Source organism: Paracoccus onchidii, assembly GCF_028294535.1.
In the GTDB taxonomy this organism is placed as follows: Bacteria; Pseudomonadota; Alphaproteobacteria; order Rhodobacterales; family Rhodobacteraceae; genus Paracoccus; species Paracoccus onchidii.
This window is the reverse complement of the sequence record NZ_JAQBIE010000015.1, coordinates 1-17365: the sequence shown is the minus strand read 5'-3', so window position 1 is coordinate 17365 and position 17365 is coordinate 1. Positions and strand designations below refer to the sequence as shown.

Annotated in this window: 14 protein-coding genes and 1 riboswitch; of the genes, 8 read left to right on the top strand and 6 right to left on the bottom strand. The window is 59.3% G+C overall.

The window, feature by feature from the left end; translation table 11 throughout:
* Nucleotides 1-36: 36 nt before the first annotated feature.
* Complete coding sequence (locus PAF17_RS12480) at nucleotides 37-984, bottom strand: GlxA family transcriptional regulator (protein ID WP_271889435.1); 948 nt, start codon at nucleotides 982-984, stop codon at nucleotides 37-39.
* A 34-nt stretch (nucleotides 985-1018) separates the two neighbouring features.
* Entirely contained in the window at nucleotides 1019-1438 is a 420-nt protein-coding gene (locus tag PAF17_RS12475) for a MerR family transcriptional regulator (protein WP_271889434.1), read from the bottom strand.
* A gap of 172 nt (nucleotides 1439-1610) precedes the next feature.
* Here PAF17_RS12475 and PAF17_RS12470 point away from each other — a divergent pair, with 172 nt between their 5' ends.
* Nucleotides 1611-2663, top strand: a complete 1053-nt coding sequence (locus PAF17_RS12470) for a YeiH family protein (protein ID WP_271889433.1) — start codon at nucleotides 1611-1613, stop codon at nucleotides 2661-2663.
* Nucleotides 2660-3562, top strand: coding sequence for a LysR family transcriptional regulator (locus tag PAF17_RS12465; protein WP_271889432.1), 903 nt, complete (start codon nucleotides 2660-2662; stop codon nucleotides 3560-3562). Before PAF17_RS12470 ends, PAF17_RS12465 begins: the two co-directional genes overlap by 4 nt.
* Nucleotides 3563-3574: 12 nt before the next feature.
* Here PAF17_RS12465 and iolG read toward each other — a convergent pair whose 3' ends face one another.
* Complete coding sequence (gene iolG, locus PAF17_RS12460; RefSeq protein WP_271889431.1) at nucleotides 3575-4561, bottom strand: inositol 2-dehydrogenase; 987 nt, start codon at nucleotides 4559-4561, stop codon at nucleotides 3575-3577.
* 209 nt (nucleotides 4562-4770) lie between these two features.
* On the bottom strand, nucleotides 4771-7230 hold the full coding sequence (locus PAF17_RS12455; protein WP_271889430.1) for a heavy metal translocating P-type ATPase: 2460 nt from the start codon (nucleotides 7228-7230) through the stop codon (nucleotides 4771-4773).
* A 163-nt stretch (nucleotides 7231-7393) separates the two neighbouring features.
* Here PAF17_RS12455 and PAF17_RS12450 point away from each other — a divergent pair, with 163 nt between their 5' ends.
* Nucleotides 7394-9559: a heavy metal translocating P-type ATPase gene (locus PAF17_RS12450; RefSeq protein ID WP_271889429.1), complete on the top strand. Its 2166-nt coding sequence runs from the start codon at nucleotides 7394-7396 to the stop codon at nucleotides 9557-9559.
* Here the strand turns inward: PAF17_RS12450 and PAF17_RS12445 are convergent.
* A complete protein-coding gene (locus PAF17_RS12445; RefSeq protein ID WP_271889428.1) occupies nucleotides 9546-10835 on the bottom strand; it encodes a PQQ-dependent sugar dehydrogenase in 1290 nt (429 codons plus the stop codon). The genes PAF17_RS12450 and PAF17_RS12445 overlap by 14 nt on opposite strands.
* Before the next feature lie 216 nt (nucleotides 10836-11051).
* Nucleotides 11052-11235, top strand: a riboswitch (cobalamin riboswitch).
* Nucleotides 11236-11324: 89 nt separating this feature from the next.
* Here PAF17_RS12445 and nrdH point away from each other — a divergent pair.
* The 4 genes from nrdH (at nucleotide 11325) to PAF17_RS12420 (ending at nucleotide 14620) form a co-directional block, all read left to right on the top strand.
* On the top strand, nucleotides 11325-11546 hold the full coding sequence (gene nrdH / locus PAF17_RS12440; RefSeq protein WP_271889427.1) for a glutaredoxin-like protein NrdH: 222 nt from the start codon (nucleotides 11325-11327) through the stop codon (nucleotides 11544-11546).
* Between the two features lie 9 nt (nucleotides 11547-11555).
* Nucleotides 11556-11969, top strand: a complete 414-nt coding sequence (gene nrdI / locus PAF17_RS12435) for a class Ib ribonucleoside-diphosphate reductase assembly flavoprotein NrdI (RefSeq protein WP_271889426.1) — start codon at nucleotides 11556-11558, stop codon at nucleotides 11967-11969.
* Complete coding sequence (gene nrdE, locus PAF17_RS12430; protein WP_271889425.1) at nucleotides 11954-14077, top strand: class 1b ribonucleoside-diphosphate reductase subunit alpha; 2124 nt, start codon at nucleotides 11954-11956, stop codon at nucleotides 14075-14077. The genes nrdI and nrdE overlap by 16 nt, the downstream gene beginning before the upstream one ends.
* Nucleotides 14078-14446: 369 nt before the next feature.
* Nucleotides 14447-14620, top strand: a complete 174-nt coding sequence (locus tag PAF17_RS12420; protein ID WP_271889423.1) for a BrnA antitoxin family protein — start codon at nucleotides 14447-14449, stop codon at nucleotides 14618-14620.
* Between the two features lie 874 nt (nucleotides 14621-15494).
* Here the strand turns inward: PAF17_RS12420 and PAF17_RS12415 are convergent.
* Nucleotides 15495-16370: a glycosyltransferase family A protein gene (locus PAF17_RS12415; protein ID WP_271889422.1), complete on the bottom strand. Its 876-nt coding sequence runs from the start codon at nucleotides 16368-16370 to the stop codon at nucleotides 15495-15497.
* A gap of 669 nt (nucleotides 16371-17039) precedes the next feature.
* Here PAF17_RS12415 and PAF17_RS12410 point away from each other — a divergent pair.
* Nucleotides 17040-17285 carry a hypothetical protein gene (locus PAF17_RS12410; protein WP_271889421.1) on the top strand — a complete coding sequence of 82 codons (246 nt, stop codon included), beginning with the start codon at nucleotides 17040-17042 and terminating at the stop codon, nucleotides 17283-17285.
* Nucleotides 17286-17365 lie beyond the last annotated feature (80 nt).

Here is a 17365-nt window from a genome sequence, read left to right as displayed (position 1 = left end):
ATCGCGTATCCGCCCGCCTCCTCACCTGATCCGGACCTAATGCGCACTGCACCGCGCCAGACGCCATTCCCGCGGTGTCATGGAAAATTGCTGCCGGAACGCCCGCGCAAAGGCGCTGTGATCCGCCCAACCACAGCGTGTCGCAACCTCGGACACTGGGTCTTGACCCGTTTCCAGAAGACGCCGCGCGGCTTCCAGGCGCAATTGGCGATACGCCGCGCTTGGCGACATTTTCAGATACTGACGAAACTCGGACTCCAACATCCGCTGCGTTACGGCGACCTGTCCCGCTATATCCGAGATCGCCAAGGGATGTTCGATATGGCGCCGCATCAATGCCGTGGCTCGATCCACGCGCCCCCGCCCGGAAACCGGCAGATCATGGGCCATCTGCGCCGGCCATTCGCCATGCATGAATAACGCACCGACATTCAACGCCAACGCAGCCCCAAAACGGCGCTGGATCAGCTCGATCACCAATTCGAAGGTCGCAGCCGCGCCGCCACATGTGATACGATTTCCGGCAATCACATATCGGGCCGGACGCGCCTGAACATCCGGGAACCGTTCGGAAAACTCGGAAAACTCATCCCAGTGAATCGTGGCCTCGATCCCGTCCAGCAGCCCCGCCGATGCCATCAGCCAGGCGCCGGTATCCAGCCCGACAACAGCGCCATACCGGCCCGCGGCCGCCCGCAGGGACCGCCGCATTGTCGCGTCATCATGGCCAAGATAGCGATAGCTGGGCAGCAACAGCAAATAATCCCCGCCACCGTCCCGCCCCAGCTTTCCGGATGGCTGCACGGGCAGGTCACTGGATGACCGGACAGCCCTGCCATCAGGGGTCAGGAATTGCCAACTGAACAGGCGCTTTTCCGAAAGGGTGTTGGCAGCGCGCAGTGGTTCCACCGCATTGGCAAGACAATGGTTCGAAAAATAGTCGAACAGCAATACGCTGACATGAACCTCGCCGGTCGTTGACATGAGATCATCCTTGTCAGGGCACGGGCCGACCGGATCAATGCTGGTCATGAAGACAATTCGCGTGATCGGCCAGAACGTTGATCACATTGCAATCACAGACCCGGCCATGGCTGCATTCGGCGATCATGCGGCTCAACTCTTCCCGAAGCGCCTGCAACTGCGCGATACGCCGTTCGACCTCGGCCAGATGTTCATGGGCGATGCTGTCAACTTCGTGGCAGGACGCCTGAGGTGTCTCCGACATCGACAGCAATTCCCGGATCGCGGCAAGATCAAAGCCAAGGTCGCGCGAATGCCGGATAAAACGCAGCCGGTCTACATCGGCCTGATCGTAGCGGCGCTGATTCCCTTCGGTTCGTTCGCCCGGCCTGATCAGGCCGATCTTTTCGTAATAGCGAATTGTCGGAACCTTGATGCCCGTCTCGCGCGAAAGCGCCCCGATACCGATCTGCATGTTGAGTTCCCTGTTTGCACGGCTGCCAAGACCACTATCGGAAACAGGAGGTCAACGGATTGTCAATCAATCGATAAATACGAACATTTCGGATATTATAATCAATTGGATTGATTGTTTCAGGTGGTCTAGCTGTCAGACCAATCTTCTAAGGACATAGGGACAACGCAGCATGAGCAATCTGGACAGCACGCGTTACCAGGACCAGGACGCCCCGCATCACCGAACCGGTCCCGAATTTCAGAAAACCGTTCCCGGGTTGATCTTGACTGCCCTGATTGCCGCTGCAGCCTTTGGGTTACGGTTAATCCCGGGGATTTCCGCACTTAGCCCGCTCATTCTTGCCATCATCATCGGCATGGTGATCCATAATCTTTTCGGCGCACCGGCGATTGCAAAACCGGGCATCAAGTTCAGTCTCAAGCGGGTGTTGCGGGCAGGCATCGTCCTGCTTGGCCTGCAACTGACCATGCAGCAGGTGGTGCAGGTCGGCGGTGTTGGCGTAATTGTAATCGTGCTGTCGCTATTGGCGACCTTTGCGTTCACGACCTGGCTTGGAAAGATGTTGAAGGTTGAGGCAGGCCTGACCCAGCTGATCGCGGCGGGCAGCTCGATCTGTGGCGCATCGGCGGTGATCGCCACAAATACCGTTACCCGCGCGCGCGATGAAGATGTTGCCTATGCCGTTGCCTGCGTAACCATTTTCGGTTCGCTCTCGATGGTCCTGATGCCTTTGGTTGGTGGTTTCATGGGGATGGATTCACATGCATTCGGCCTGTGGACCGGTGCGTCCATCCACGAGGTGGCACAAGTCGTCGCCGCTGCCTATGCCCGCGGACAAGAGGCCGGTGAATTTGGCACGCTCACCAAATTGACCCGTGTGATGCTGTTGGCGCCGATGGTATTGCTGCTTGGGGTGGCCGCCGCACAACGCATGCGGCGCGCGGGTCAGCAACATGAGGGCGGCAGCGTTCCGGTTCCGTGGTTCGTGCTGGGCTTTGTTGCCATGGTTGGCGTGGCCAGCACCGGATGGCTGCCCGCAGGTCTGGAACCGTTCTCGACCGGCGCGACGCAATTCCTGCTTGCAATGGCACTGGCCGCCATGGGACTTGAAACCGATCTGCGCAAGCTGGTGGCAGAAGGTCCGCGCCCCGCCCTGCTGGGGGCAGGTGCCTGGTTGTTCATCTCTGCGTTCAGTTTGATCTTGGTGCTTATGACAACATGACCCTGGAACAGCTACGCATCTTCATCGCCGTCGCCGAGCGTCAGCATATGACGCAGGCGGCGGCCTCGCTCAATCTGACCCAAAGCGCGACCAGCGCCGCGATTGCGGCGCTGGAACAGCGACATGCGGTCAGATTGTTTGACCGCGTTGGCCGGCGGATCGTCCTGACGGATGCGGGCCGTCAGTTTCTGAACGAAGCCCGTGCGGTATTGGGACGCGCGGAACAAGCCGAACGATTGCTGGCGGATCTGGCTCAGCTGCGTCGCGGCACCTTGCGCCTGGGTGCAAGCCAGACGGTCGCGAATTACTGGCTGCCAGAGGTCATGCAGAGGTTTCATCGCGATCACCCCGGATTCTCGCTCAGCCTTGAGACCGGAAACACGCAGGAAATCGCCGCAATGGTCCTGGGCGCGACCATCGACCTGGGATTTGTCGAAGGCATTGTGGATATGCCCGCTTTGTCGCTAACCGAACTGACGGGCGATGAAATGGCTCTGGTCGTCGCGCCGGATCACCCATGGGCACACACCGCACCGCACGGCCCCGACCAACTGCGCGCCACGGAATGGGTGTTGCGCGAACCGGGTTCGGGAACCCGCGCGGTGTGGGATGAATTGCTGGGCCAGCATGGGCTGGATGCCGCCATGATGCGGATCGCCTATGAACTGCCCTCGAACGAGGCGGTTCGCACCGCTGTCGAGGCCGGCGGTGGCGCGGCGATTCTGTCTACTCTGGTCATTCAGCCATCACGCCAGACGGGCCGGATCGCCTGCGTCGATCTGGACCTGCCCGTGCGCAAGTTCTTCGCCTTGCGCCACAAAGAACGCAGGCTGTCCCTGGCCGAAGCCCGGTTTCTGGACTGTGCCACCCCGGAAACGGCGGGCCAGCCCAACGGCTGACCCGCCCCGTCATCATAGCTTTACAACATTGCCGCTCTGCCAGCTTTCAGTTGCGGCATCGGCCAGGATCTGTGCTTTCAGCCCGTCTTCGATTCCTGGCTGCGGCGCCTTGCCTGACTTCAGCGCATCGACAAAGTGGCGCATTTCGGCCGAATAGGCAGCCGCGTAGCGTTGCAGGAAGAAATGCTGTGCCGGCGCAGTTGCAAAACCTTGCGGCCCTGCCTGTTCAACACTGTGCTCAAGCTGATTGGCAGCGCGCAGCATTCCCTTTTCGCCATGAACTTCTATCCGCTGATCATATCCATAGGTTGCACGGCGCGAATTGCTGATCTGGCAAATCTTGCCGCTTGCGGTCGTCATGGTCACCGCTGCAGTATCGACATCACCGGCGGCACCGATCTCGGCATCGACCAGAGACGAGCCGACCGCGTGAATTTGCACCGGTTCTTCTCCCAGCAGGAAGCGGGCCATATCAAGGTCGTGAATCATCATGTCACGGAACAGGCCGCCCGATGTCCGGACATAGCCGATCGGGGGCGGGGTCGGGTCGCGGGACAGAATCGTGACAATCTCGACCTGTCCCAGCGCGCCGTCGGCCAATCGCCTTTTCAGCTCTACGAAGCTGGGGTCGAATCGACGGTTGAACGCAGTCATGAACGGCACACCGGCATCCGAGACCACGCCGATCAGATCGCGAATCCGATCGGCTGACAAATCCACAGGCTTTTCGCAGAAGATCGCCTTTCCCGCACGCGCGGCAGCTTCGATCAATTCGGCGTGGGTCGAGGTCGGTGTGCCGATGATCACCGCATCGACATCACTTGCTTCAATCAGGTCTTGAGGGTCGCGAATTGCCGCGCCCGTCGTCTCGGCCAATGATGCGGCTGCTTCTGGCAATGCATCCGAAACGGCCGTCACACATGCATCGGGCAACCCCGCCAATGTTCGGGCATGAACCTGCCCGATACGGCCGCAGCCCAGTATTCCTATCCCTATCATCCCGCGCTCCTTTTTTCGCGATATGCAGGCTGCCGCGCCCCGTGTCAGCGCCCGGCTGTTGCTACACCTGCCTGTCTCCTCCAACCAAGCGACACCGGTGGCGTGACAGGTTTGTCATCCCCGATTCGGGCCATGGCATCGCGGCGAGGTTACAGATTTTGCAATCGGTTGCAATGATCTCCGGCGGGGCGTGGTTCCCAGTGAAACAATCACGCCGCCGCAGGCATCGGTTGCGTCGCAACGGGGCGCACCAGACGAAGCCGCAAGGCATTTGTTACGACAAGCACACTGGACAATGCCATCGCCCCCGCCGCCAACATAGGCGACAGCAACATGCCATTCACCGGATACAGCGCCCCGGCTGCAATCGGAATCAACAGCGTGTTGTAACCAAATGCCCAGAACAGGTTCTGTCGGATATTGCTCATCGTTGCCGCACTGATAGCAAAGGCGTTCGAAACGCCCCCCAGATCATGTCCCATCAACACGATATCGGCGCTTTCGATTGCGATATCGGTCCCGTTTCCAATCGCGACACCGACATCCGCCGAGGCCAAGGCCGGGGCGTCATTGATACCGTCCCCCACAAAGGCCACAGGCCCGAGTTGGCGCAATTCCTCGATCGCGGCTACTTTGCCATCCGGCATGACCTCGGCGACGACATCCTCGATGCCAAGCGTCGCGCCCACCCGCTCGGCGGTCTTGCGACCATCGCCCGTGATCATCGCGACCCGAATTCCGCGACCATGCAATTGCCGGACCATGGACCGGGCGCTGTCTCGCACCGGGTCGGCCACTGCGACCAAACCGACAACCCGCCCGTCACGAGCCACAAACATGGTCGTTTTCCCCTGTTCCGACAAAACGCGGGCGCCTTCGGCCAATGGCCCGACATCGAGATCTGATCGTGACATCAGCCGTTCCGCTCCTATCAGCAGATCGTGATCGCCAATGCGGGCCCTGACCCCCATGCCGGTGATGGCCTCGAACCCGGTGGCCTGCATGGGTTGTATATCTTCATCCTTCGCGCCGGCAAAAATCGCTGTGGCAACCGGATGTTCAGACGCGGCCTCGGCCCCAGCCACCTGCGCCAGCAACCCCTTGCGATCCACCCCCGCCACGGCCTCGAAATCGGTCATGACCGGAATCCCCTGCGTCAATGTGCCGGTCTTGTCGAATGCCACGACCTTTACCCCCTGCAGGGCCTGCAAAGCATCACCCTTGCGAAACAACACGCCCATTTCCGCCGCGCGCCCCGTGCCGACCATGATCGATGTCGGCGTTGCCAGCCCCATCGCGCATGGGCAGGCAATGATCAGCACCGCGACACCTGCGACCAAGGCATGTGTCAATCGCGGCTGAGGACCAAGGGCGAACCACAACACGGCGGTCAGTGCGGCGATTGCGATGACCGCTGGTACAAAATACATGGTCACCCGATTGACCAGCCCTTGAATGGGCAAACGAGCGGCTTGTGCATCTTCGACCATGGCGATGATGCGGGCCAGAACCGTATCTCTGCCGACCCGCATCGCGCGAAAGGTCAAGGTGCCATTGCCATTGATGGTCCCGCCGGTCACGTCAGCACCCTGCTGTTTCGACACTGGCACCGGCTCTCCGGAGATCATGCTTTCATCGACCCATGACTGGCCGGATATGACCTCGCCGTCGACGGCGATCTTTTCACCGGGGCGAACATGAACCACGTCATCGACCCTGATTTGCTCGATCGACAATTCGACTACAGACCCATCACGTTCGATCCGGGCCGATCTGGCGCGCAGCCCGGCCAGCTTGCGGATCGCCTCTCCCGTACGTCCCTTGGCCCGCGCCTCGAGGTAGCGCCCAAGCAGCAGCAGGGCGACAATCACCGCAGCCGCTTCGAAATATACATGCCGGCTGTCTTCCGGCAGCGCCGAACCCCAAAAGGTGACGACCGTCGAATACCCATAGGCTGCCGCCGTCCCCAACGCGACAAGAGAGTTCATATCAGGCGCTGCTTTCAGCAATGCAGGAACGCCGCTGCGAAAGAACTGACGGCCCGGCCCCATAAGGATCAGCGTCGTCAACACGAACTGAAGCAACCTCAGGTTCTGCGTGCCAAGCGCCCCGACGATCAGATCACGAAATGCGGGGACGACATGCCCCCCCATCTCAAGCAGGAATACCGGCAATGCCAGCAGAAACGCCAGAACGGTATCGCGCTTCAGAACGCTTGTCCGATCCCCCCCTGGCTCGGCCTGCCCCGCCTGATGCGGGCTTGCCTTGTAGCCCGATCTTTCAATGAGTTCTGCAATCTGACCCGTGCCCATCTGTTCAGCATGTCTGACCTTTGCGGATCCGGCGGCAAAATTGACCTGAGCACTGGCGATTTCCGGCGCGGCCATCAGGGCGGCCTCGACTCGGGCGACACATGACGCGCAAGACATTCCTTCAATATCAAAGACCGAAGTGTTCAGCCGGGCCGGATACCCGGCATCCCGCAACAATGTTTCGACATCGCTTATTGTCAGGTTGCCGTCATGGGTAATCGTGGCGGTTGCCGTAGCCAGATTGACATCTGCGCCCCGAACGGCCGGCCGGGAACCAAGCGCTCTTTCCACACGTCCGACACAGGACGCGCAGTTCATACCGTCAATACCGACCTTGATTACCTGACGCGGCTGCATGGTGACATTCCTTTCCCGCCTTGCTGTTCAGCGCTTCACTTAATGCTTCCAGTAGCTAGAGGGTCAACGTCCCATCAAAAAAATACTTACCGGCGAGAAACCCCTTGAACCTATAGCGGCTAGAGGTCTTATCTATACTGGCGAATCCGCAGGAGATCGCGCCGTGACCAATGTTTCAGACCCACAGCACCAATTTCTTTTCAAAGTCCAGGGCATGGATTGTGGTGGATGTGCCGCCACGATCCGCACGGCACTTGAAGGCATGCAAGGGATCAGGGAAATCGACATCTCCGTCCCCCGCCAGGAAATGCGGTTGGAGCTGTCGCCATCGGCGACGACACCCGCCGATGTCCAGCGCATCATGAAACGGCTTGGATATGTGGCAGAGCGCGTCACGGAAACTCAGCCGGCCCCGGGACCTGCACCGTGGCGATCACAAAAGGCGGCGCATCTTGCCCTGGCGGTCCTGTCGGTTGCTGGTGCATATGCGCTTGCCGCCGTGAGACCCGAATTCGGGGCATGGGCATTTTCAATAGCGGCCCTGTTGACGCTTGCGCCGATTGCCCGTCGTGCGGTGGCAGCAGCCCGTATGGGTGCTGTCTTCACAATCCAGATGTTGATGACGATCGCAGCGCTGGGTGCGGTCATTATCGGCGAACAGACCGAAGCCATATTCGTGATCCTGTTGTTCATTCTGGGTGAAATGCTGGAAGGTCTGGCGGCCAGAAAGGCCCAATCCGGGATTCGCGCCCTGGCCGCGCTGTTGCCAGACCATGCCCTTGTCGAAGACCGTGACGGGCAATTGCGGCCGGTCGCGACGCGCGATCTTGCTATCGGGGACCAGATCGTGATCCGCGCAGGTGACCGTATCGCCGCCGACGGGATCATCACGTCGGGCGCAAGTGCGGTCGATGAATCGACCCTTACCGGCGAAAGTATCCCCGTGGCGAAAACGCCCGGAGATCGCGTCAGCGCGGGTTCAATCAATCATGAAGCAACGCTGCGGGTCGCCGTTGATCGTGACAGTTCCGACAACACGATCTCGCGCATCATCACACTGGTCGAGGACGCTCAGGGGGCCAAGGCCCCGACCGAACGTTTCATCGACCGGTTCTCACTTGCCTATATGCCAATCGTGATCGCCATCGCCACGCTGGTCGCCATCGTGCCGCCCGTGCTGTTGGGCCAAGACTGGCAGGACTGGATCTATCGCGGGTTGGCCTTGTTGTTGATCGGTTGTCCCTGCGCGTTGGTGATTTCGGTGCCCGCCGCGATTGCCTCAAGTCTGGCTGCTCTGGCCCGTGATGGCGTGCTGATCAAGGGCGGTGCTGTTCTGGAAACGCTTGCGCATGGTCAACGCGTTGTGTTGGACAAGACCGGAACATTGACCGCCGGGCGTCCACATGTGACCGATTTCATCGATCTCGCTCAGGGACGGCATGACACGCTCGGCCTTGCGGTGGCGCTGGAACGCGAAAGCGCACATCCTTTGGCCAGCGCGCTGATTTCCTATGGCGAAACGGCCTCGACGCGGCGCTATCAGCCACGCGACATTCGCGTCTTGCCCGGCATCGGCATGGAAGGGACCATTGACGGCGCAAAGGTCTATGTCGGCAAGACCAGTGCCGCACCTGAACATCTGCGCGAAGACCTTCGGATTTCAGCGCAGATCAGCGCGATGGAAGCACAGGGGAAGACGGTTTCCACCATTTGTCTGGGGCAAGAACTGATCGGATTGGTTGCCTTGCGCGATGAGCCAAGGCCCGAATCCGCCACAGCCATGCAGGAAATCCGCAGACTTGGGCTTGGCGCGCTGATGCTGACAGGCGACAATTCGGGTACGGCCACAGCCATTGCCACCAAATTGGGCATTGATTTCAAGGCGAATATGCTGCCCGAGGAAAAGGCTGAAACCGTGGCCGCATTGGCGGGGGCTGGCACTGTGATCATGGTCGGTGACGGCGTGAATGACGCACCGGCGCTGGCGGCAGCACAGGTCGGGGTGGCCATCGGCTCTGGCACGGATGTCGCGATGGAGGCAGCGGATGCGGTCTTGATGAGCGACCGGATCAGTGACGTGCCGCGCATGATTACCAAAGCCCGACGCACAATGGACGTGATCCGTCAGAATGTCGCCATGGCATTGGGGCTGAAGCTGGTCTTTCTGGTGACCACCATTGCCGGGCTAACCGGGCTTTGGCCAGCAATTCTGGCCGACACGGGGGCCACCGTGCTGGTTACACTGAACTCGATGCGCCTGCTGGCCAACAGGCGCACCGGCATCGGCCAGGCACCCGCAAGCCAGACAAGAGAGGTCAGGCACCCGTAACGCGCCAGATCACGTCACCGACGTCATCCGCCATCAACAAGGATTTCCGGTCCGGCCCGATCGTCACGCCAACGGGCCGGCCATAGGCCAGCTTTTCATCATCAGACAGAAAACCGCTAAGAATGTCGCGCGGCGGCCCGCTGGGTTCGCCTTTGTCAAACGGAACGAAGATCAGCCTGTAACCACTTAATTTCGAACGATTCCATGATCCATGCTGCCCGATGACCATGCCATCGCCGAACCCGGGAAGTGTGCCTGCCGGCATCCAGCACAGCCCAAGGGACGCGGTATGCCCACCCAAGGCGTAATCCGGCGCTATTGCACGCGCTACCTGATCGGGGTCCTGGGGCACACGGTCATCCACGGTTCCGCCCCAATAGGAATAGGGCCATCCGTAAAACCCGCCATCCCTGACCGATGTCAGATAGTCCGGCGGTGTTTCATCGCCCAGCCCGTCGCGTTCGTTGACCACGGTCCACAGCACGGACCTTTCTGGCTCCCACGCCATGCCGACAGCGTTTCGCAGGCCAGACGCATAGATACGCGCAGCGCCCGAAGCCAGATCCAGTTCCCAGATGGCGGCCCGGCCTTCCTCGACCTCCATGCCCTGATCAGCAATATTGGTCAGTGAACCGACACCTGCATATAGCTTCGATCCGTCAGGTGACAGGATCAGACTGCGGGTCCAATGGCCATGCGGCTTGAACTCGACCAGCTTGCGCCTCACCCCTGCAAGAGATGTCGCGCCCGGCTGATAGTCGAATTCGACGATCCCATCGGTATTCCCCAGGAAGAACCTGTCACCGGCCAACGCCATTCCGAACGGCTGGTTCTGATCCTGCACGAAAACCTCGCGGATTTCGGCCACACCATCCCCATCCTGATCCCGCCACAAGGTGACGCGATTGGCGCTCTCGCCGATCGCTTTCACCCGGCGCATGGTCGCCTGAGCAGCGTGATCCATTAATGTCTTGGGTGGCGCCGCCTGCTCCTTTGATTCGGCAACGAGGACATCACCATTGGGAAGCACCTCGATCCACCTCGGGTGATCCAGTCCGGTCGCAAAGGCATTGACCTTCAAGCCCTGCGCACAGGTCGGCAGATGCCCGTCTTTCCAGCCTTCTGCCACCGGCATTTTCAACGTCATGATGCCTTGCTTTCTGGCCTCGGGGATTTGTGGGCTTGCGCCAACGGCCTGATGTTGGGGCGCACCCAGACGCCGCATCAATGCCACCGTGCCGCCAATAAGGGCCGTCGCCTTTGCGATAAGTTCCATGTCTCACCTTTTGCCTGACTGCCATGATCCTAACGACTAACAGATATGCACAACAACGCCCGTTGAAACGCACCCCCGCCAAAGGTATCGCTTTGTCGCAGATCCGATCGGACACATGCATGGAAAGGCGTCGCGATTGCAGGGCGCAACGCTGTCAAGCAAAGAAAGTTCCCCTCGGCCCGACCACCAGATATTGACACTAACATGGTTTAGATGGCTAAGTGATGTGGCTATGGTGCCGGTGACTCGCGTCTAAGGTGAAAAGGGAAGCCGGTGCAATGCCGGCGCTGCCCCCGCAACTGTAAGCGGTCAGATCGGCTGATATGCCACTGGGGAAATCCGGGAAGGCCAGTCGTAAGAAGCTGCAAGCCAGGAGACCTGCCATAGCACAGAAACGACATCGGACGGCGGGTCCGGCGGCGTGGTTGCTGGTGTTGCCAGCGATCAACCCTGTGCCCGCTTCCGGACCAGAAACCAGGAGCCGAGCACATGACCATAACCGTCTATTCCAAACCCGCCTGTGTCCAATGCACTGCAACCACCCGCGCCCTGGACGCCCGTGGTCTGGACTATAGCATCATCGACCTGACACAAGATGCCGAGGCCATGGAACATGTTACCTCGCTTGGTTATCGTCAGGCCCCGGTCGTGATCGCCGGCGAAAGCCATTGGGCCGGTTTCCGTCCCGACATGATCGGCCAGCTGGCCTGATCCGTTCCGATGGTCGGGCTGATCTATTATTCATCGGGTTCGGGCAACACAGCCCGTTTTGTCGCCGGGCTGGATATGCCCGCGCAACGCATCCCGGTACGTATGGACCAGCCCATGCCGGAACCCGACCAGCCCTATGTGATGATCTGCCCGACCTATGCCGATGGCGAGGGGCGTGGGGCTGTACCCAAACAGGTCATCCGGTTTCTGAATGTTGAATCACGCCGCGCCGGGCTGCGGGGCGTGATAGGCGCGGGCAATCGCAACTTTGGCCAGACCTTTGCCTTGGCGGCCCGCGTCATTGCCGATAAATGCCGCGTTCCCGTGCTGTATCGATTCGAGCTGGCGGGAACCCCAACCGATATTGCCCGTGTTCGTGACGGGCTGAACAAGCTGCAGGAAATGGAATGCTTGACAGTGTGAAGCCCGACCTCGACTACCACGCGCTGAACGCGATGCTGAACCTTTATGACGATAAGGGTCATATCCGTTTTGACGCCGACCGCATGGCCGCGCGGCAGTATTTCCTGCAGCATGTGAACCAGAACACGGTGTTCTTCCACAGCCTCGACGAGAAGCTGGATTACCTTGTCGACGAAGGCTATTACGAACCGCAGGTTCTGGACGCCTATCCGCGCGACTTCCTGCACAGGATCTGGGCTGCGGCCTTCGCCAAGAAGTTCCGCTTTCCGACCTTTCTTGGCGCGTTCAAATATTACACCAGCTACACGCTGAAGACCCGCGACGGGCAGCGTTTCCTGGAACGTTACGAGGATCGGGTGGTCATGGTCGCGCTGGCGCTGGCGCGCGGCGATCAGGATCTGGCGATGAGCTTCATGGATGAAATCCTGTCGGGCCGGTTCCAGCCGGCGACGCCGACCTTCCTGAACGCGGGCAAGAAATCGCGCGGCGAGCTGATCTCCTGTTTCCTGCTGCGTCTTGAAGACAACATGGAATCGATCGGTCGGGCGATCAATTCGTCGCTGCAACTGTCCAAGCGCGGCGGCGGCGTCGCCCTGATGCTGACCAATATCCGCGAATCCGGCGCGCCGATCAAAGGCATCGAGAACCAGTCCTCGGGCGTCATTCCGATCATGAAACTGCTGGAGGACAGCTTCAGCTATGCCAACCAGCTGGGCGCACGGCAGGGCGCGGGCGCGGTCTATCTGAACGCGCACCATCCCGACATCCTGCGTTTTCTGGATACCAAGCGCGAAAACGCGGATGAGAAGATCCGCATCAAGACGCTGTCGCTTGGCGTGGTGATCCCCGATATCACCTTCGATCTGGCCAAGCGGAACGAGGATATGTACCTGTTTTCGCCCCATGATATCGAACGTGTCTATGGGGTGCCCTTCTCGGAAATCTCGGTGACCGAGAAATATGCCGAGATGGTCGATGACAAGCGCATCCGCAAGAAAAAGATCAATGCCCGCGCCTTCTTCCAGACGCTGGCCGAGATCCAGTTCGAAAGCGGCTATCCCTATATCATGTTCGAAGACACGGTGAACCGCGCCAACCCGATCGACGGGCGCATCACCATGTCGAACCTGTGTTCGGAAATCCTGCAGGTGAACGAGGCGTCAACATTCAACGACGACCTTGGCTATGCCCATATGGGTACAGATATTTCCTGCAATCTGGGGTCGCTGAACATCGCCAAGACCATGGACGGCCCCGATTTCGGCGCCACGGTCGAGGCCGCGATCCGCGCATTGACTGCCGTGTCGGAAATGTCGGCGATTGATTCCGTGCCCTCGATCCGCAAGGGCAATGACGAGGCGCATGCCGTCGGTCTGGGTCAGATGAACCTGCACGGGTTCCTGGCGCGCGAGCATATCCACTATGGCAGCCCGGAAGGCGTCGAATTCACCAGCGTCTATTTCGCCGCAATCGCCTATCACGCGATCCGCGCATCCATGCTGCTGGCCCGTGAAAAGGGTGCGACCTTCAAAGGGTTCGAGAAATCGACCTATGCCGATGGCAGCTTCTTTGACAAATATACCGAACGCGACTGGCTGCCCGCGCTGCCCGATGTCGCGCGCGTCTTTGACGGGATCACCCTGCCCACGCGCGACGACTGGTCCGCGCTGAAGGCGCAGGTGATGGAACACGGGCTGTATAACCGCAATCTGCAGGCCGTGCCGCCGACCGGATCGATCAGCTATATCAACAACTCGACCAGCTCCATCCACCCGATCGTCAGCAAGATCGAGATCCGCAAGGAAGGCAAGATCGGTCGCGTCTATTATCCGGCGGCGTTCATGACGAACGAGAACCTGCATTATTATCGCGACGCCTATGAGATCGGCCCCGAGGCGATCATCGACACCTATGCCGCGGCGACCGAGCATGTCGACCAGGGCCTGTCGCTGACATTGTTCTTCCCCGCCGAGGCCACGACCCGCGACATCAACCGCGCCCAGATCTATGCGTGGAAGAAGGGGATCAAGACGATCTACTACATCCGGCTGCGCCAAGCCGCACTGGAAGGGACCGAGGTCGAGGGCTGCGTGTCCTGCACCTTGTAAACAAGGCCGGGGCCCGTTCGTTTCTACAAACGGGCCTGTGCATTCAAGACAGATTTAAAGAATTGGGGAAAGCATCTTGAGTTGCAGCTCGAAGATAAGGGCCTCGGGCAGCTAGCGCGTACCGCGGTCAGGTCGTGTTCTGCCTTTCAGCTCATGCAGGCATTCCAGCCTGTAACGCGACAACCTGCGTTGCACCGCCCGTATCGAGAACCAGCCGCACCGCGCGCTCGCGAACCTCAGGGGAAAACTTGTTCGTCGTCTTGCTCATGATGCTCCATCCTACTCAGGAGTTGGAGCCTCCGGCAAACCCGGTGGGGTTCAATCGCCAGCGACCCGGATGCACCGGAGGCTACTGACACACAGCTCGCCTTGGCGAAGCCCTTCGCCAAGGCGTTTCCGGCGCTGGCCGAGAAAATGCGCAAGAATGCGGGTGGTCGTCCGAAGGCCGAGAACCCGAAGGTCGCCGTATCTTTGCGCCTTGATCCTGAAGTGGTGTCCCGCTTCAAATCCGAGGGGGCCGGGCTGGCAGACGCGCATGAATGAAGCGTTGCGAAAGGCTGCAGGGCTGAACTGATTTAAAAGAGCAGACTGACCGGCTTTGACGTTGTCACATTAACAAGGCATCTTTGCGAAATGGCGCGTATCGGTAATGTCGCAAACTTTCCCGTTCCTCGCTTTCGACTGATATGTCAACGTTCTCAGTAGGCTGGTGATCTTCCCCCACTGAAGTGGCCCTCCGCTATGTTTAGAGAACGGAGCAAACACATGGCAAACAAGCGACCAACGCCAGAAGAGATTGTCACGAAGTTAGGGCAGGTTGAAGTTCTCACGGGGCAAGGGCGGCTTTGTCGCAAGAATCTGCGCCTGAACAAGCTGCGGGGGCCGCGGCGGTTGTGGCCGGGTTACGGCGGCAGGCGGAAACCTTTCCGCGAATATCCCGGCAGGGCAATGCAGGGCACGGCATCGAAATCGTCGAAGCAACAAGACCAGTACCACCGCCCGGCCATGGGCAGACCGGGCGGCGCTTTTTTGCAAACGCAACACGCTATCACAGAAAGGACGCCTTCGACGCCTGGAAGGAGGCCGCAAGCATCTGACGCCCAAACACCGGCCATCTCGTCGCGCACAGCGAATGAAGTTGACAAAACCTAGATGACGTCAGTTCCTGTCTACGAGATGGGGTGTACCTCATACCCATTGCCGCACAGTTTTCCAGCTGCCCATCCTACCCCTCTCAACCAGAAGGCCCTCAGCACTTGCGCCGCCGAAAGAGAAGCGATGGCAGGTCCAGATGGCATCCGCCACTATCTGACTGGACAACGGGATCCTTTTCAGGGGGGCAAAATGGAAGGCATGTTCACGCTCAAGGCTTAGCCAACCAACACACCGCGACCAAGTTGGCAATCCTCAGCGGACGCTAAGCCATATCGGGAGGGATAGGCCGAACACGTTGCTGCGGCGGCAGCCTGTCCGGCCAAAGTCGATGATGCTTACGAAAGTATTCGATAGCCAAAGTATCTGCCTCGCGACGACCATGCCCTTGATAGACGAAATCCCGCAACCCACTCACGTGATGTGCGTCGTGAGTGGCGATTGGCGGCGGACAATCGGAAATCAACCAGATGGGATGATTGTTTCGCAACAGATGCCCTGACAGCCACGGATCGTCGACGGTCCACAATACGTCTGGAATGTTCCACGCCTCTTGGGGCAAGAAGTCCGGGCGGATCATTGCGCCCCGATAGCCTTCAAGAATATCGACATAGCCACCGCAGGAAAAGGGCTGGGCAGGACGCCACGATCCAAAGCTTGCGGCGCGTCGCAAGCGATACCACATATCGCGACGGAACCGTTGTGCGCGGGGATACTGTGACGCGTCGTGCAGTGGAAAATACTTCGTACCGTTTGGTCGATCCTCAAGGTTATACCCCTTCTGAACCAGGCAGGCGTCGGGGAGCTGCTTTCGTGCCTCCAGAAACCGCATGGCCCAATCCGGATCATATTTCTGATCGTCATCACAGAATATCAGTTCGACATCTTGCCCGCGCAGATCCTGCGCGGCGGGAAGAACTTTGGTCGCTGGACCCCAGTCGTCGTCGATCAAGATCAATTTGATCCCGTTGGGAAGTTCGGGGATTTTTGCCTCAAGCAAAGGGAACCTACGATGCCGGCGCGGTAGATAGAGGCGAATTTCGTCTATCGGGGCAGTTTGATTGAGTAGATCCCTTAAGGTGGGGTGAATCCTGTTCAACCGTGGTGGTATGGTCGTCAGGGAGATAACTAGCCCTGTCATTCAGACTCCTGGCGCGATTTGGCTTGCATCGACTGTCTCGATGATTCGATGTGAATATGAAAGGTTTTTTCGAGACCTCAAAGCTAACATTGTCGAGCTGTGATGGCTTTGTGTCGCGTTGCCCTTAAATCTGAGATAGGACGCGTTCAGCGACATGTTTTGTCCTTAATTGTGAGATTTGACCGTCATTAGTCCTGCGCTGGTCGCGCGCCTTTGCGCGATGTGATCAACCGCGGCAAGCACTCGAGGCTCGTTCTCGAAGGCGCGCAAGAGAGCAACCCTTGCATAGTCGTCGATACTTTGGCTCACGATGGCTGCCTTAGCCAATGGGCGAGAGTGAACGGCAGCGATCGCGGCGAGACAAAACAGCCTCACTTCCGATCTGAGGTTTTGTAGTGCGAATGACGGATCCCCGCGGATGGTCTTCAGTGACATGGCAAATGTAACAGCTCGCATAGCGCGCCGAAGTCGCCTTGGGCAGCGTTGTCGCACAGCGTGTTCCAACATCCCTGCCCCGCGGCGCGCTCGGTACATCAGTTTTTCGGATATTTGTTCCTCTCCGGGTTTGCCATGGGTCTGCACAAGTCTCGTCCGGCAAACCTGACAGTCAAATGCCCAAGCCCGCCTCCAATGCTTGAGCGAAAGACCCTGTCGAGAGCACAGCGGGCAATGCTGGAATTGAATCTGGGCCGTCAACAAGGCTTCTTCTGGCGTCATTGTCGGAAAGGTCAACGACCGCACGATATCGGCGTCGACTCGTGCGGCGTTGGCAATCTTGTCCGCGGTAGCCGCGTCGACGCTGAAGTCCAGGGCGGTACCATGCGTGGTATCGATTTCGATATGAGCCAGCAATTCCGCGTCATCGCAGTAATTGGCGGTTTTGTCGCAAACTTTCGACTTTCTGGGCGCGCATGATATGTCAGCGTTGTCAGGGAGTTGGAAAAAGGCGGTTGGCGTGATCGAGTTCAAGGGCGTACATTATCCGAAGTCCGTGA

Excerpts from the sequence above, each read along its gene's own strand:
- PAF17_RS12480 (WP_271889435.1), bottom strand. The coding sequence starts at position 984 with ATGTCAACGACCGGCGAGGTTCATGTCAGCGTATTGCTGTTCGACTAT.
- PAF17_RS12470 (WP_271889433.1), top strand. The coding sequence starts at position 1,611 with ATGAGCAATCTGGACAGCACGCGTTACCAGGACCAGGACGCCCCGCAT.
- iolG (WP_271889431.1), bottom strand. The coding sequence starts at position 4,561 with ATGATAGGGATAGGAATACTGGGCTGCGGCCGTATCGGGCAGGTTCAT.
- PAF17_RS12455 (WP_271889430.1), bottom strand. The coding sequence starts at position 7,230 with ATGCAGCCGCGTCAGGTAATCAAGGTCGGTATTGACGGTATGAACTGC.
- PAF17_RS12415 (WP_271889422.1), bottom strand. The coding sequence starts at position 16,370 with ATGACAGGGCTAGTTATCTCCCTGACGACCATACCACCACGGTTGAAC.
- PAF17_RS12445 (WP_271889428.1), bottom strand. The coding sequence starts at position 10,835 with ATGGAACTTATCGCAAAGGCGACGGCCCTTATTGGCGGCACGGTGGCA.
- PAF17_RS12410 (WP_271889421.1), top strand. The coding sequence starts at position 17,040 with ATGCTGGAATTGAATCTGGGCCGTCAACAAGGCTTCTTCTGGCGTCAT.
- nrdI (WP_271889426.1), top strand. The coding sequence starts at position 11,556 with ATGGTCGGGCTGATCTATTATTCATCGGGTTCGGGCAACACAGCCCGT.
- nrdH (WP_271889427.1), top strand. The coding sequence starts at position 11,325 with ATGACCATAACCGTCTATTCCAAACCCGCCTGTGTCCAATGCACTGCA.
- PAF17_RS12465 (WP_271889432.1), top strand. The coding sequence starts at position 2,660 with ATGACCCTGGAACAGCTACGCATCTTCATCGCCGTCGCCGAGCGTCAG.
- PAF17_RS12475 (WP_271889434.1), bottom strand. The coding sequence starts at position 1,438 with ATGCAGATCGGTATCGGGGCGCTTTCGCGCGAGACGGGCATCAAGGTT.
- nrdE (WP_271889425.1), top strand. The coding sequence starts at position 11,954 with ATGCTTGACAGTGTGAAGCCCGACCTCGACTACCACGCGCTGAACGCG.